The organism is Luxibacter massiliensis (assembly GCF_900604355.1).
Lineage (GTDB): Bacteria > Bacillota > Clostridia > Lachnospirales > Lachnospiraceae > Luxibacter > Luxibacter massiliensis.
This window is the reverse complement of the sequence record NZ_UWOE01000001.1, coordinates 46,670-61,699: the sequence shown is the minus strand read 5'-3', so window position 1 is coordinate 61,699 and position 15,030 is coordinate 46,670. Positions and strand designations below refer to the sequence as shown.

Genomic DNA, 15,030 nt, shown 5'->3' with positions numbered 1-15,030 from the left:
ACTTTTTGATGATTGGATATTCAATTAACTTTATTTATTACCATTATGATCCGATGGCAGTCTCACTTCTCCGGTCCTTTTCTTCATAATAGAATTCTGCGTCTCCATCTGTGTTGGAATATAATCACTTTCCTGCAGAAATACACCTGCCGCCTCAGCATATGATTCATATCCAGCTGCTTTCATTCTCTTTAACATTTTTGCCAAAGCACTGTTTTTGTCTCTACTCACCTGACGTGTGCTGATGCCCAGTTCCTCTGCTGTTTCCTTAACCTGTTTTCCCATAATAAAATAATCGCTCACGATTTTCTTTTCTTTCTCTGTCAGATCACTGAAGAGTTCTTTGAAGAAGATCTCGGTTGTGATATCCGATGCAATGTCACGTCCGCTATCTGCGATAAAGTCTGTCGCACAACCGTTTTCTGACTCTAAACCACAAAATAATACTGTATTATTTCTCTGATGCTGCTGATCAAACATATAATGTTCCTTATTATAAGAAATATTAAGAACTTCCAGCTCCTCTGCAGTAATATTAGCGTATTTCACCTTCTGGTATCTGTCGTAAAATGTGTATTTTCTTTTTTCCATGATTGTTCCTCCGATTTGTCGTTTTTGTTGATTTGTGACAAATCGAAAATCATGGATATCTGGCATAATGCCTGCCTCTTCCCTGCATCTTGATATGCTCTTCCTTTCCGGCATCTACCTGTTAAAAAGGAAGCTTTTTCAAATCTGCAACCTGTTTTTGGGTATAAAAAAAGGCCATGCCCTTCCGGGCACAGCCTGACGCCTTATAATTTGAGAAAAGAAAAACCTCCGCAAACATTACGTCTGCGAAGGTCTATTTCTCTCAGCATATCAATTCTAACATGCACGTATTTTCATTGTAATACCATTCACATGCCAGTTTACTGTCAGTTCACTGCCACTTTACTTCCACTTTTCTTCCAGTTTATTTCCTCCATCTTATTCTGTATCTTTTCCGGTCGTGTAAATGCCCAGAGCATTGTTGCATACAACCGGATTGCTTTCTTACGGTTTCGATAGTAAGTGGTGCTTGGCATATCATCCAGCATCAGCATCACATCTTCATTGGTATTTCCTGCTTCAAAATATCTATATTTCAAAAGCCGATAATACAGCTGTCCATTCTTTGGATAATCCCTCAAAGCTATCAGGGAATCTCTCATTATTTCCAGCAAACAGAGATTCATATCATTATTCAGAAGCTTTTCCTGAATTCTGCGTTTCTCTGCAGTCGCATCGAAATCTACCAGATCATATAACATTTCCTTCAGATGCTTCCCTTCTTCTGCATACATTTCATAATCTATATCCACAAGATTCTTCTCAATACGGAACATTACCTTGGTATACTGACTCAGCAATAATTCCGTATTCTTATAAGCATCCTCTGCCACTTCTTCCATATTGATAAACATATCCTGTATTCTCTGCATAATTGTCCTCCTTCCCGACCGCTTCCGCAGCCAGACCAATCATTGTATTGTTTGTTCCATTCACAGTCTGTCACTGTCCTAACATCTCTTCATGCAGATTCCGCAGAAATATCCGCTGTGGGATAGCTTCTATTTCTGGCTGACCGGCAACTGTATGATCTATTGAAAGCAATCGGTTCTCACGGGAAAGGATGTATCCCCGACTGCTGATGTTCTCATCGAATATCTATCTCTCCAAAGGGGGCCCTGATTCAGGGCTCCCTTTGGAGCACGTTACAATATTTTGTATTACAACTATTTTGTTCGTTTAAACATTGTAGCTTTATTGTATCTTGATTTCTTAACATTACCGTTTGCAATATAAACTCTTTCCACATTTTCAAATGGTTTTTTGCCAATAGACTGACCAAACAATCTACCAAGCTTTGCCCGATTAACATTAGGCTTCCCCTCTTTTGTCATCGGAATATTGCGAAATGTTTCAGATGCATCATATAACTCGAATTCATCATTGATATTTAATGTTGAAATATATTCTTCTATTTCTTTAAAAACAATATCTTTAAGTGCAATATAATCTAGTGTTTCGCTATTCTTTGTTTTATAATTTTTTTTCAATATTCTAATAATAATTTCTGATACATTAACACCTGCTTTTTTAGCATCATTTAACAACACCTCTTCCAGTTCCTTTGGAATGTAAACCTGACATCTCATATTATCTACCTCCTTTTAAAGCTCACATCATCACTACCACATTTCCAATGATACCAAAAAGTAAAGCTAGTGTCAATACTACTTTTTAAATCTATTTAAATCTATTTACGTTCCATAAACCATCTGTAATTTTCTTCATAAGTCAGATGACAGATTTTCCCGCCCACCTGACAGGTATAACGATATCCTGTTCCACCAGCTTTTCGACTGGCACAACGCTCCGGTTTTGAAACCTTATCAATCGCATACTTTCGTCCATCTTCCCAGACAAACGCTGTAGGGATCAATTCTCCTTCCCGGCTAAATACCGCCAGGACATCTACATACACTTTAGCTGTCATTACAAAACACCTGCTCTCTCCTATCCATGAAAATATGCTTGTGGATGAACCGTATGTTCCTTAGCATTCAGCTGTGCCAGTATCTTATCCTGATACATAAATGCTCTCTGAATACTCTGATAGCCAAACCTTCCACGGATCTCATCTACCACCTGGTCCATCTTTTTGATTTTTTCTCTTTTTGTTTCATCCATAAATAAATCAAGCTGATAAGGCATCTCTTCTGATACCAGATCACATCCTCGAACACCAAGACTACGAATCGGATGTTCCCAGTTATAATTTTTCTGAAATAACTCAAATGCAGTTCTGGCAATTTCTTCTGTAAGATTACTTGCCCTGTCCAGCTTGCACTGTCTCGTGAAATGATACAGACCATTATCCCGAATCGAGATTTCTACTGTCCTGCATTGAAAACCATTTTCACGCAGCCTGGCTCCTACACTCTCTGAAAGAGCCATCAAAATAATCTTGACATCCAATTCACTAACAAGATCTCTTGGCGTTGTTGTGCTGTTCCCGATAGACTTGATTGGTGCTTTATATCCTTCTACCGAAACTGGAGTTTCATCCCATCCATTTGCAAAGGTATGAAGTACCAATCCCATCTTTCCAAGATATGTTTCTAATATAGAAGGTTCTGCTCCTGCCAAATCTCCAATCGTACAAATGCCAAGTTTCTTCATCGTCCGTTCAGTACTTCGTCCGACCATAAGTAAATCTCCTACTGGAAGTTTCCATGCAATATCCTTGTAATTGTCTTTGGAAAACTCTGTAATGGCATCTGGCTTTTTATAATCAGAACCGAGCTTTGCAAATATCTTATTCCAGGAAACACCAATACTTACGGTAACACCTAGTTCATATTTAATCCGACTGCTGATCTCTTTTGCAATCTTCATTCCGTCTCCCTTGACAGAAGTGCTGGCAGTTACATCCAGCCAGCTTTCATCAATCCCAAATGGTTCTCTCTGATCTGTGTATTCACTGTAAATCTCCTGTGCCATTCTGGAAAACCTCAAATAAAGATCCATGCGAGGCGGTACAAAAATTATTTCCGGGCAAACCTGCCTTGCCTGCCACAATGCCATACCTGTTTTTACTCCGGCTCGCTTTGCAATATAATTCGCAGTCAGCACAATTCCATGTCTTGCTTTCGGATCGCCCCCAACTGCCATCGGCTTTCCGGCAAGTTCCGGATGATGCAACATCTCGACACTTGCGTAAAAGCAATTCATATCTGAATGAAGAATTGTCCTGCTCATAACATTCACCTACCAGTTTAAAAATCGTAATAAAACTTCTTTGCTTCATATTGACTTTGTGAAGTTTTTGGATTATAATTTCTACTAACTTCACGAACATTTGTTTGTATTTTATACGTGATAATGAACTCTGTCAATAGTTTTTATAAAGTTGATGAAGTTACGATTTCAAAAACTTGGAAAGGATCCCACTATGAATTTTTCAGACAAGATTAAATTTCAACGAGAACAGAATCATCTGACGCAGAAAGAACTTGCAGAACTGGTCGGCGTATCACAGCGTGCAATCGCAGCTTATGAAAGTTCCGGCACCATCGCACGAATCTCTACTATGAGAAAGCTCGCTCATGCATTAAATGTCTCTTATGATTATTTAAAACATGACGAGATTACAGATCCTTCTTATGGAATTGAAAAAATGGATTATATTGATGAAGTCAATGGACAGCTTGGTGAAAAAGGAGCCAGGGACATCAATGAGATTCTCGAAGCCAACCGTGCTCTTTTCGCTGGTGGCGAACTTGACGAAGAAGCAAAAGATGCTTTCTATCAAGCTGTAACCAAAGCATATCTTTCCTGTAAGATGGAAGCTAAAAAGACATTTGGACGGAAAAAGAAAAACACTGAAACGGAAAGTGATTCATAGGTGTCCGTATTTTCGTACAGCACTTTTGCTACTCTATACTTGCAGCAAACTATCTTATGAAATATCGAGGTGTTTTTATGAGTTCAAAATGTATAAGAGACACTGTTAATAAAGTAAAAACAAAATATCAGGAAAGTGATCCGTACCGCCTTGCAGCCGCTATGCATATTATTGTTAAGAAGCTTCCGCTTGGAACTGATCCAAACTGTTGTAAAGGCTTCTGTATGCGGGAATGTCGAAAGACCTGCATCGTCATTAACAGCGATCTGCCGGAAATCATACAGCAGATTATCCTGATCCACGAGATTGGGCACGCACTCCTTCATCAGAAAACCCTTCAGATCAAGTGTTTTCATGATTTTGAATTATTCGATGGAGTATCACAATGTGAATATGAAGCGAATTGCTTTGCCGCTGATTATCTTCTGGAGGATGAAGATGTCCTGGAGATGCTTAACGCTGATATGTCCTTTTTCCAGGCTGCAACTGAACTGAAAGTTCCACCGGAACTTCTTGATTTCAAATTCCGAATGATGAAACGTAGCGGTGTTCAGATTGTAGATTCTCCGATTACTTCCAACAGTGACTTTTTAAAAGATATCCCTACTTCGGGAATAATAGAAAATTACTAAATATGCTATTTTTGAAAATGATCAACTTAAATAAACATATTGGAAAAGGGGATGTAGGCATTGGTGTCATCGGTAACACTACAGATTCCGCACAACTGGCATTTTATAATCAGAGTGCACGTCCCATCCATATACTCAAGAATCCAGATCAGAATCCTGGGTTCGAACCCATGGAATTTAAAGAAGAACCTTTTATCATGAGCTTCTCCAATCCTGAAAGCATTGATGCAGTTATTTCAATTTTACAACGTGCCAAATATATTAATTTCACTTCCAAAAACGAACCGCAAAAAACAGAATAGATGAATGATGTATCTTATAAAGAATGGCTGTCTTTTCTCCAATGAGCAGGCAGCCATTTCTCATGTAATTCTTTAATACAAGTCTCCCACATATCCATCTGCTTCCAGATGCATATAGCACTCGTCCACCTTCTCTGATTCCAGAATCCGCAAAACGTGTTCCATACCTGTAGCAAGTTCTTTTGTTTTTAACTCTTCCAGCGGAATCCAATAAACTCTTCCTTCCTCAGAACTCTTTAATTCTCCGGTAAACTTATCCGCTTTATACAAGGTAATAACATAGTGCACTCCGCTCTTATGCCAATGATATAATCCTCCAAGCTTCGGTGCTTCAACCGTAAGTCCTGTTTCTTCCCAGACTTCCCGAATCATAGATTTCTGAAAAATCTCATTTGCTTCTACGTGACCGCCTGGAAAAGTTGTACCGGTATAGCTATCATTTACTTTATCCAGAGCCAGTACATTCCCTTTATGATCCTGAATCATACACATATTCATAAAACAGACCTTCTCAATCTGACTCTCTTCTTTTTCATTCAGAGATTTTCTGACACGTTTGTTGATATCCGATCGTTTGGATTTATAATGCTTGAAGACCTCTCCATACGGAATCCAGATTTCTGCATCTTCAATTTTTTCATAAACAGAATCCACCACTTCTTCCAGATGTTTGTCACTCGGAAAAGTACATTTTTTCATATAATAATCTCTGGTTGCCTGAAACATCCATTCCGCAATCTTTTCTTTCTGCTTCATTTTTAACTGGGAATACTTCTTATTCGTTTGCAGTAATCTCCCATCTATCATCTTATGGTTTTTCCGTGACATCGGTTTGACCTCTTTTCTTCTTTTTCATTCAGATTTTACTATACCACAGAATCATGCTTGCGTCATACTTCTGAGCTTCGATGTCCTCTTTTTCTTCTCTCAGTACCTTATTTATAGAGGGTTCTTTTTTAAGACTCTCTTCCGGCGGCTGTGCCACCGGTAAATAGCAAGGACAGGAAGTGAGGATACACTTCCGGGAAATCCCAATTCAGGGTACCCTACCCTAAATTGAAAAACGCTGAAAGCAACGATACTACTGCCCTCTCAGAAAGGAGAAACTGCTAATGGCTGAAAGAAAGCGAAACAAAGAAATCCATTTTTATGTCACAGAAGAAGAACGAAAGCTTATCCGCAGAAAGATGATAGAATCAAAAACAAAAAACATGGGAGCTTATCTGCGCAAAATGGCAATCGACGGTTACATCGTCAACACTGATACAACTCCACTGAAGAAACAATATGAGGAAATGCACAAGATTGGCGTAAATATCAATCAGATTGCAAAAAAGGTAAATACCACCGGAGATCTATATCCAGAGGAAATGAAAGAATTGAAAGAGATGGTGAAAGAACTATGGCATATATTAAGATCTTCCCCATTAAAGTAACAGATAAGAAATCTCTGGACTATATCACGAATCCAGACAAGACTGATGAAAAACTACTTGTTTCCAGTTTTGGCTGTTCTCCTGAAACAGCTGATCTGGAATTTGCCATGACGAGAGAACAGACAAAAAAGAACGGAATGGATAAAGGTGATAACCTGGCATTTCATCTGATCCAGTCCTTTAAGCCTGGTGAAACAGATGCAGAAACCGCCCATCGCTTAGGACAGCAATTTGCAGATGAAGTACTGAAAGGAAAATATGAATACGTGATCAGCACTCATGTTGACAAAAATCACATTCATAATCACATCATCTTTAATGCAGCAAGTTTTGTTGATCATCACAAGTATGTTTCCAATAAGCGGAGCTACCATAAAATCTGCCGGATCAGTAATCACATTTGCCATGAAAATGGACTTGCCACCAGTATGCCAACCGGAGAAAAAGGTAAAAGCTATAAAGAGAACATGGAATATCATCGTGGCACCAGTTGGAAAGCCAAGCTACGTGTCACAGTTGATAAGGCAATCTGGACTTCCATCAACTATGAGGAATTTCTACAAAAAATGCAGTTAGCCGGATATGAAGTCCGCCAAGGAAAACACCTGTCCTTCCGTGCACCGGAGCAGAAGAACTTCACTTATATGAAATCTCTCGGAAGTTATTATAGTGAAGAAAATGTCCGCATCCGCTTATCAAAAAATCGTAGCAAAGTGAAAACTCCAAAGCATCTGTCCAGAGAAGCTCGCCTGTATATCAATATCTCCACGTATGTAACGGCAGGCAATCGAGAAGGATTTGAACATTGGGCAAAACTCAATAATCTAAAAGAAGCAGCCCGCACGTTCAATTATCTTTCTGAAAATAATCTGCTGAATTATGAAGACTTCCAACAGCATGTTTCTGACATTGAAGCTTCTGTTAAAACTGCTGATCAGAGAATAGCACAAATCAACAGTGATCTGAGCACACAGAAAGTCATTCAGAAACACTGTGATTCTTACCGGCTCTGCCGTAAAGTGATAGAAGACTGTAAATCTGCAAAAAATCCAAAAGCATACCGCACCAAGCATCAGGCAGAATACCAACTCCACGATGCACTAAAAAAAGAGCTTCAGGATCTCGGCGTTACCAAAATCCCAAGCTCTAATAAAATTCAGCAGCAGATTGAAAATCTTGAATCTGAACAGGCTGCTACCGTCCGGGAAAAACAGGAATTACAGAAAAAGCTGAAAACCCTAGGAATCATTCAGCAGAATTTCACTGCGCTACTCGATGCTCCAGAGATGCAACTTCCCATATCAGGAAAAGAGCCAACTCTTTAAAAAGAAGAGGTGCCTACATAACGGTGCCTCTTGCTTTTCGTCTAATCTATTTATATCTTCCTCTTTATGCAATTTCCCATATTACAGTTACCGTATCAGTAACATTAATATCATCTGCCTCAATATCTATATCATATGCTCCCGGTGCACTCATTTCACATTCCGTACACTCCATTAATCTCATTTCATTCAATGGCTTTGTTACAAAATCTATCTCTCCCCATGAATAATCAATTGCCTGTATTTCATCCAGTTTCACATTCGCTGCTGTCGTAAGTACCTGTGCCTTTTGAATGGAATCCTCAATCGCTTTATGTAACAGCTCATTTTTACATTTTTCTACATCAGCTACAGTATATTCAATAGAAAACTCCGGTTTTAATGAACTATGTGCCAAAGCATATAGCACCTGTCCCAGCTTTTTGTTATCAGAAGCAAACTCTATTTTCATATGATGAATATACTTATATCCCTCAAATCTTCGCTTCCAACTCTTATCCCTGTCCTGATAGCTTTCATATTCTGTATCAACATTAAAATATACTGTTTTAAGGTCTTTTCTCTGAAATCCAAGTTTTTCAAATAAATCCTTGAGCAGCTCTGTATCTTTGAACCGCTCCCCGTCAAGAGGACAGTGAAAAAATATAAAACTTTCCCGGCCAGTAGCCTATGTGTGCTGCTGGCCGCTTTTTATGCAGCGAGATACAATTCGTGCTTTTCCATGGGTGTCAGCACACCCAGGTTTCGCTGTACTCTTCTGGTGTTGTAGTAGCGGATGTAGTGTTTGATCATCTGGACAAGTTCCTTCTTGCCGGTAAAGCGTCTGCCGTAGTAGCGCTCCCGCTTTAAGATACCCCAAAACCCCTCCATGGGGCCGTTGTCAATGCAGTGGGCCACACGGGACATGCTTTGTGTCATCCCTGCCTGCACGAGTTTGTGGTGGAATGTTCGGTTTGTATACTGAAAGCCTCTGTCACTGTGGAACAAGGGGTGAGCACCTGGATTTGCCTTTACAGCCTTATCAAAGGTTTTGAATACAAGAGGGTTATCGTTGCGTTCACCAATGACATAGGACACAATACGCCGATCATAGAGATCCAGAATGGCACTGAGATAGACTTTATGTACTTCAATACCTTCATACCATTTGAACTCGGTTACATCGGTCAGCCATTTTTCATTTGGCTTTTCCGCATAGAACTGGCGATCCAGTAGGTTTTCAGCTAGATACTGAGGGTTCTTGGCTCGCCTGGTACAGCCGTGGTTACTGTACTTCACGGTAGACCGAATATCTCTGGCCCGGCAGATACGAAGCACTCTCTTGTCATTGATGCGGATACCGTAGTCATGGCGCAGATCATCATTGAGCCTACGATAACCCTTGTCTGGGCTTTCAGAATGAATTTTCTCGATCTGATCTGCCAACCGCTCATTCTCTGTGGCTCTGCGGCTCCGCTTTCCAGTGGCCCACTTATGGTAAGCGGAACGGGCCACATGGAGTAGCTTGCAGGCTGCCTCAATGGGGAACCCCTGCTCCTGGTGGCACTCCTGAATGGCTTGATAAGTACGGCGCTGTCTCACTTCTTCCAAGCATCTCTCCTCTCTATCTCGTCCAATTTTTTTAGCAAAGCATTCTCCATTTCTGCCAGATACAGCTTGTGCTTGAGTTGCTCAATTTCGATTTGGGCTTTTTCCAGTTCAGTGCGGGGAGTTTGGTCTTTTTTCCGGCGGCCTCGCCGATCTTCCAACCCTGCCGCGCCCATCTGCTCAAACCTAAGTGTCCAGGTCCGTACCTGTTGATAGCTCACCTGATATTTTAGAGCCATTTCTCCATAGTTTTTCCCACTGGCAATGCAATCCTTAGCAATTTCAATGCGCTCTTCCTGTGTGGTTTCTCTGCCTTGCTTCATGTAGCTTCCTCCTCCGGAAAACCTGACTGAGTTGAAGTCTCCATGAGCATTATACACCTTTATCCATTTGCGAAGTTGGTCTGTTGATCTGATCTCATATTTTTCACAGATATATTCCAAGCTACCATTACCAGAAAGGTATTCCTGGACTGCTTTTCGCTTTACTTCTTCCGGATATATATTGTTCTTGGAATTTGGCAGGAGTCCCGCCGCTCCCTTTTCTTCATACAAATGCACCCAGCGGCGGAATGACGCCGCACTGTTATTTGCTCGCCGTATACTTTCTTTATACCCCACTCGACCATTCAGGTAGTCCCGCACGATCTCTATTTTCTTTTCGTATGCCACCTTGCTTTTGGACATAAATATCTCCCCCCTATGGAAACAGTGTTTTGTTTCACTGTCTCCTATAGGGGGAGCATATCACTTCTGTTGATCTGCGAAGAGTATCTTCATATTCATGGCAAAGTTCTTCCTTGTTTACATATAATCGGATCATATCCGGCTTTACTGCTATTTTTCCTTTTCCCGTAACTTTAATTGTTCTCATCATCTTTGATCTTCCTTTCATTCTCATAATGTTCATACCCATTGATTAAAAGCTCTATCATCTTCTTTGTCATCTGAATATACTTACCAAAAGGATTAATCACAATTCCATTTACCTGTTCCCAATTAAGAGCCAGACGAAGTATTGATTCAATAGACTGATTCATCTGCACATTTCCAGCAGAACCCTTATGCATTTCATCAGAAGATGTAAATACTCCAATCCATTCTTTTTCATCAGCATCTTTTACAGTTTCTATTTTAAGTCTTACATCATGGTCAAGTGAAATCGTGTCACCAGCCTTTACTTTACTTATCTGTTCTTCCGACATAAAAGGATTTTCCGTAATATATGGAACAACAACTTCTCCTGCCTGCTGCATTCTTGTTACCATAACTTCCATAAATAACAACATTCCATTTTTATCCTGCTGAATATAATACTGATCGATTGCTGCCTCAATCATCTGATCTGCCTGTATCTCATCCATTTCATCTGAATAAGTATCCATGCTCCTGCCAAGAACATGATCAAATTCATCAAGGACATCCGTCATCAGTCCCTTATCAATCCGACTTTTACACTCTGCAATCAGCACAGCAGGGATTCCATAAAATGCTTCTGCAATACTTCCTGTAATGGCTCCAAGTGTATCCGTATCTCCACCAAGTGATACTGCATTACGCACTGCGTCCTCAAAATCCTTGGATTCCAGAAATGCGATGATTGCCTCTGGTACTGTTCTCTGACATGTCTCATCCATGTGATATTCAGGTCTGATCTCATCAAGTGTTCTATCAAGATTATAGTTAAACTCTCCCTCTATATACTCTTTGATCTCTTCTTTTGAAGAGCCATTCCTTGCCATGTATATTGCACTTGCAGTTGCCTCTGCACCCTTTATACCTTCTGGATGATAATGTGTCACATTTGCTGTCGCTCTTGCTACCTCTCTTGTTCTTTCAATTGAATCATAAAGCCAGCCTGCCGCTGACACTCTCATGGCTGAACCATTTCCATAGCTTCCGTATGGCTTCGGATTATTTTCTTTAAGCCAATGTCTGAAGCTTCCACCATAACCTGCATGTGGATATCTTTTTCCCCAATCCTGCATATTGGATGCTACCGCCTCTTCAATTTCCTTTACTGCAGCTTTTGGTCCGACTGCCATGAGAGCTTCTCCAACTGCTATTGTCATAACAGAATCATCTGTAAAGCCACAGCCTTCACTAAACAAATCAAAGTTCTTTGTTTTATCACCTCTGTCAAACTCAAACGGGCTTCCAATAATATCTCCTAAAATTGCTCCGTACATATATGCCTCCAATCCCCGGATTACTCCGGCACCTCTCTTTCTCTGTTACAATATGAGTATAATTAAAAGTCATCTTCATATGGTCGCTGTTCGGGCGACACTTTTAAGATAAAAAACAAACGCCGATACTATGTGAGTACCGACGTAACATTTACTAATCAATATTTACTTGTAAACTCTTCATAGAAAATACTTTCTTCATCCGCTGTTGTATCCTTATCTATGAATTCCTGCAAGTCTTTTTTCATATTATCAAATACTTCCTGACTATGACTTTTATCACAAAAAGCTGTATGCATCATACATCCATATACTCCACATGTAATTGCATCATATCTTTCACATCTTTCCAAGGTTATCCTACACGATTCTTTATATTCCTCATCTGCAATAATCGTGCCACCCTCACTGCAAATAGAATTCGGTTTATATATGTCATCCCACATATCAATCTTGCTCCTATACTCCAAGAATTTCATTCGTATACTTAAATAATGTCACATTCAGCTGCATAATATCATACTGCTTATCTGTAATAGCCTTCTGCACGATCAGATCCACCTTACTACTTGGGCTAAATGCCCAGTCTGCTCTGGCAAGTAAGTCTTTCGACTGTTCCAGATCAAGCTTCAGTGCAATGCAGAGTGCCATCACAGTCTTCTTCTTTGGATGATAATTCTGGTCACATTGAATCTTTGAAAAATGTTTTCTATCAAGGTTTGCCCGTTTCCACACATCCTTATTATCAAGATGCGATTCGTCGATCAGCTCAAATAATTTATCATGAAATGAAACGCCAATATTTGCAAGCTGGTCTTCCAAAGAAATGTCTGCTGACAGCATACAAGGCTCTGCTAACCCTATATCTTCCTCAAGTGGATAGTTATCTTCTGCTTCTCTTTGAAGCATTTCCTCATAGAACGCTTCCTCTGGCAATTCTCTCATGCGAGCGTTGCTTCTGCTTCGCACCGGATATTCTTTTCTATGACTTTCCTTGACATAATTAGCATCTATGTAGGAATCAATATCCCCAACAATCTGACCGGACAGCTGAAAAGACCTTTTATCAAACACTACAAGTATAATTTCCATTTCATTTTCAGTAAGAAACTGACTGAATACTGACACAGCAATCTGTAATGCCTTATCCTTGGGAAATCCATATACACCTGTCGAAATCAGTGGAAATGCTATACTTTCACATTCAAGCTCCAATGCTTTCTGTAATGATTTTCGATAACAATTCTCGAGAATTTCAAATTCATGATTCTTTCCGTCTGTCCATACCGGTCCTACTGTATGAATAATATATTTTGCCTTTAGATTATATGCACCGGTAACAGCAATATCACCTCTTGCAATTTTGCCGATATTCGTTCTTTCTGCGAGAAGCTTTTCTTTTCCTGCTGCCTCATATATGGCTAAGTCTGTACCGCTTGCACATATTGGATTCGGATTGGCAGTATTTACAATCACATCTGCTTTTACTTTTGTTATATCGTTGCGAACTATCTTAAATGGCATCGTACATCTCCTTATCTCCTAATTCTCATTCGATTCGCAATAACATTAGTTTCATTTTGTTTCATCGCTTTCAATATCTTTAAGTGTAATACCGTCTGCATTTTTCCAGCTTGTCAATCCGTTAGCACTCTTACCTACCACAAACATTGCTGCACCAGATGGACTTGAAAACAAAACATCCTCCTGTAGAATACCCTCTACAATATTAGCTTTATTTCTCTTTTCTTTAATACCTGCTGAGATTGTCTCATCATCCTCTGGAGCAATATGACTCCCATTTAGCACTACAAAACCTTCAGATGTACGAATACCATCAGCTTCTATCTTTCCTATTCCCTTCACTGTTCTTTCTAAGTGCAACTTTATTTCTTCTTTTTCAATTTCGTTACCATCATTTTCTTCTATAGTTGCTGGTTTATTGACTGGTTCCAATACTTTATATCCTAAAACACTTATCAAAATTCTCACATTATCAATAAATTCTTCCATAACTGCTATTTGTGATTCCTTCATCACCGTATTTCGATAAGTGTTTTTTGTAAGCACCAGATATCGTTTACACTGTCTTGCAATGTCTACAAATCGATTTTCAAGATAACGAATCAATGCCTTGTTCAGGTCTCTCCCTATAAAAATCACTGCCGTGGTCCAATAATATTTCTCTTTTTCAGCTTGATAGTCTCGCAAATGTTGCAACAAACGTTCTTTTACATTTTCCGCTTCTCCGATATATACTGAATCTGTTCCATCATCTTCTTTGCAAAAGAGGAAATATACTCCCGCTTGAGCAATATCCTCTCTATAGCACGAAGACACTTCTATTCTTGGTATCTTAATTGCTTTTCCATTCCAATTTGACAACTCCGCTATAGTCAAGCTATCCGCTGTTCCATTGACCAAAAACAGCTCTATAGACTTTCCATACGCCATTGCTATTCCTCCCTGTTCTATCCTTGGTTTAACACCTACTCAGCATACTTTTCAATCCAATTTTCGCCATCATATTCGTTAATCTGCTTTTCTAACCTTGTAAGATAATCTTGCAACCTGCGATCCTCTTCACTGGCATACCAGACATTCGCTCGTCCAAAACCATAAGCCCAACCACTTGATTTTCTTGGAACTTCCCATTGAACTTTTCTTGATCTGGTTCCTGGAGGAAGCAAAACACAATCAGACGATTTGGCTATTGCATTGTAATATTGTATATCTTCAGGAGCAAACACCGCCTCTTGATAATGTCTGTAAACGGTAGCATGCTTGTACCATCCAACAACTGTTGTGAATTTATGTGCCGGATGTTTCGCGCAATATACAACAAGTACATCATCTACTGATTCTTCTTTTTTACATAGATCACAACCTGCAATATTCTCTATCCGCATTTGATTGACATCTTTCCCATTATGTGATTTTGTCTCGAAGAATCCCAAACAATATAAACCTTCCTTACCCTCTATATTCACTGGTGTGAAATTATACTTTTCATGTGCATCTCCGGTCTCATTGACAAAACTTCCGCCATTTACTGGAATATCCCTTCCATCTTCGTTTCCATGGTATTCTTTCATCCATGCTATATTGCAAAAAAGTATTCTCATTTC

General features: G+C 39.6%; 20 protein-coding genes. 5 read left to right on the top strand and 15 right to left on the bottom strand.

The features are described from left to right. Positions 1–30: 30 nt before the first annotated feature. The 5 genes from EFA47_RS00235 to dinB form a co-directional block, all read right to left on the bottom strand. The gene (locus EFA47_RS00235) at positions 31–591 is read right to left on the bottom strand and encodes a sigma factor-like helix-turn-helix DNA-binding protein (RefSeq protein ID WP_164651565.1); all 561 of its coding nucleotides are present in this window, start codon (positions 589–591) and stop codon (positions 31–33) included. A 326-nt stretch (positions 592–917) separates the two neighbouring features. After that, positions 918–1,463, bottom strand: coding sequence for a hypothetical protein (locus tag EFA47_RS00230; protein ID WP_026650125.1), 546 nt, complete (start codon positions 1,461–1,463; stop codon positions 918–920). Positions 1,464–1,757: 294 nt separating this feature from the next. Continuing rightward, on the bottom strand, positions 1,758–2,180 hold the full coding sequence (locus EFA47_RS00225; RefSeq protein ID WP_095906916.1) for a hypothetical protein: 423 nt from the start codon (positions 2,178–2,180) through the stop codon (positions 1,758–1,760). A 101-nt stretch (positions 2,181–2,281) separates the two neighbouring features. Next, entirely contained in the window at positions 2,282–2,521 is a 240-nt protein-coding gene (locus EFA47_RS00220; RefSeq protein WP_095906917.1) for a hypothetical protein, read from the bottom strand. 20 nt (positions 2,522–2,541) lie between these two features. Continuing rightward, positions 2,542–3,786 carry a DNA polymerase IV gene (gene dinB, locus EFA47_RS00215; RefSeq protein ID WP_122641495.1) on the bottom strand — a complete coding sequence of 415 codons (1,245 nt, stop codon included), beginning with the start codon at positions 3,784–3,786 and terminating at the stop codon, positions 2,542–2,544. 193 nt (positions 3,787–3,979) lie between these two features. Here dinB and EFA47_RS00210 point away from each other — a divergent pair, with 193 nt between their 5' ends. The 3 genes from EFA47_RS00210 to EFA47_RS00200 all read left to right on the top strand — a co-directional run bounded on the left by EFA47_RS00210 (position 3,980) and on the right by EFA47_RS00200 (position 5,366). Then, positions 3,980–4,432 carry a helix-turn-helix domain-containing protein gene (locus EFA47_RS00210; RefSeq protein WP_055299425.1) on the top strand — a complete coding sequence of 151 codons (453 nt, stop codon included), beginning with the start codon at positions 3,980–3,982 and terminating at the stop codon, positions 4,430–4,432. A gap of 77 nt (positions 4,433–4,509) precedes the next feature. Next, a complete protein-coding gene (locus EFA47_RS00205) occupies positions 4,510–5,064 on the top strand; it encodes an ImmA/IrrE family metallo-endopeptidase (protein WP_122641494.1) in 555 nt (184 codons plus the stop codon). Between the two features lie 2 nt (positions 5,065–5,066). Continuing rightward, positions 5,067–5,366, top strand: coding sequence for a hypothetical protein (locus tag EFA47_RS00200; RefSeq protein WP_122641493.1), 300 nt, complete (start codon positions 5,067–5,069; stop codon positions 5,364–5,366). Between the two features lie 72 nt (positions 5,367–5,438). Here EFA47_RS00200 and EFA47_RS00195 read toward each other — a convergent pair whose 3' ends face one another. Further along, the gene (locus EFA47_RS00195) at positions 5,439–6,194 is read right to left on the bottom strand and encodes an 8-oxo-dGTP diphosphatase (RefSeq protein ID WP_049946956.1); all 756 of its coding nucleotides are present in this window, start codon (positions 6,192–6,194) and stop codon (positions 5,439–5,441) included. Positions 6,195–6,478: 284 nt separating this feature from the next. On the opposite strand from EFA47_RS00195, the gene EFA47_RS00190 reads away from it, so the two are divergent. Together EFA47_RS00190 and EFA47_RS00185 are read left to right on the top strand one after the other, a co-directional pair. Then, positions 6,479–6,802: a MobC family plasmid mobilization relaxosome protein gene (locus tag EFA47_RS00190; protein ID WP_122641492.1), complete on the top strand. Its 324-nt coding sequence runs from the start codon at positions 6,479–6,481 to the stop codon at positions 6,800–6,802. Further along, complete coding sequence (locus EFA47_RS00185) at positions 6,769–8,127, top strand: relaxase/mobilization nuclease domain-containing protein (protein WP_122641491.1); 1,359 nt, start codon at positions 6,769–6,771, stop codon at positions 8,125–8,127. The genes EFA47_RS00190 and EFA47_RS00185 overlap by 34 nt, the downstream gene beginning before the upstream one ends. 64 nt (positions 8,128–8,191) lie before the next feature. Here the strand turns inward: EFA47_RS00185 and EFA47_RS00180 are convergent, their stop codons facing one another. From EFA47_RS00180 to EFA47_RS00140, 9 genes are all read right to left on the bottom strand, one after another. Further along, positions 8,192–8,725, bottom strand: coding sequence for an SIMPL domain-containing protein (locus EFA47_RS00180; RefSeq protein ID WP_235853309.1), 534 nt, complete (start codon positions 8,723–8,725; stop codon positions 8,192–8,194). Positions 8,726–8,817: 92 nt separating this feature from the next. After that, positions 8,818–9,708, bottom strand: coding sequence for an IS3 family transposase (locus tag EFA47_RS00175; RefSeq protein WP_235853308.1), 891 nt, complete (start codon positions 9,706–9,708; stop codon positions 8,818–8,820). Further along, positions 9,705–10,400: a helix-turn-helix domain-containing protein gene (locus tag EFA47_RS00170; RefSeq protein WP_122641489.1), complete on the bottom strand. Its 696-nt coding sequence runs from the start codon at positions 10,398–10,400 to the stop codon at positions 9,705–9,707. The genes EFA47_RS00175 and EFA47_RS00170 overlap by 4 nt, the downstream gene beginning before the upstream one ends. 34 nt (positions 10,401–10,434) lie before the next feature. Beyond that, positions 10,435–10,590, bottom strand: a complete 156-nt coding sequence (locus EFA47_RS00165) for a hypothetical protein (RefSeq protein WP_206215501.1) — start codon at positions 10,588–10,590, stop codon at positions 10,435–10,437. Next, complete coding sequence (locus EFA47_RS00160) at positions 10,574–11,902, bottom strand: ADP-ribosylglycohydrolase family protein (RefSeq protein WP_122641488.1); 1,329 nt, start codon at positions 11,900–11,902, stop codon at positions 10,574–10,576. The genes EFA47_RS00165 and EFA47_RS00160 overlap by 17 nt, the downstream gene beginning before the upstream one ends. 158 nt (positions 11,903–12,060) lie before the next feature. Beyond that, the gene (locus tag EFA47_RS00155) at positions 12,061–12,348 is read right to left on the bottom strand and encodes a hypothetical protein (RefSeq protein ID WP_235853174.1); all 288 of its coding nucleotides are present in this window, start codon (positions 12,346–12,348) and stop codon (positions 12,061–12,063) included. 13 nt (positions 12,349–12,361) lie between these two features. Beyond that, positions 12,362–13,426, bottom strand: a complete 1,065-nt coding sequence (locus EFA47_RS00150; RefSeq protein WP_122641486.1) for a macro domain-containing protein — start codon at positions 13,424–13,426, stop codon at positions 12,362–12,364. 51 nt (positions 13,427–13,477) lie between these two features. Further along, on the bottom strand, positions 13,478–14,356 hold the full coding sequence (locus tag EFA47_RS00145) for a GIY-YIG nuclease family protein (protein WP_055260894.1): 879 nt from the start codon (positions 14,354–14,356) through the stop codon (positions 13,478–13,480). A gap of 35 nt (positions 14,357–14,391) precedes the next feature. Continuing rightward, a complete protein-coding gene (locus EFA47_RS00140; protein ID WP_122641485.1) occupies positions 14,392–15,027 on the bottom strand; it encodes a hypothetical protein in 636 nt (211 codons plus the stop codon). Positions 15,028–15,030: the final 3 nt, after the last annotated feature.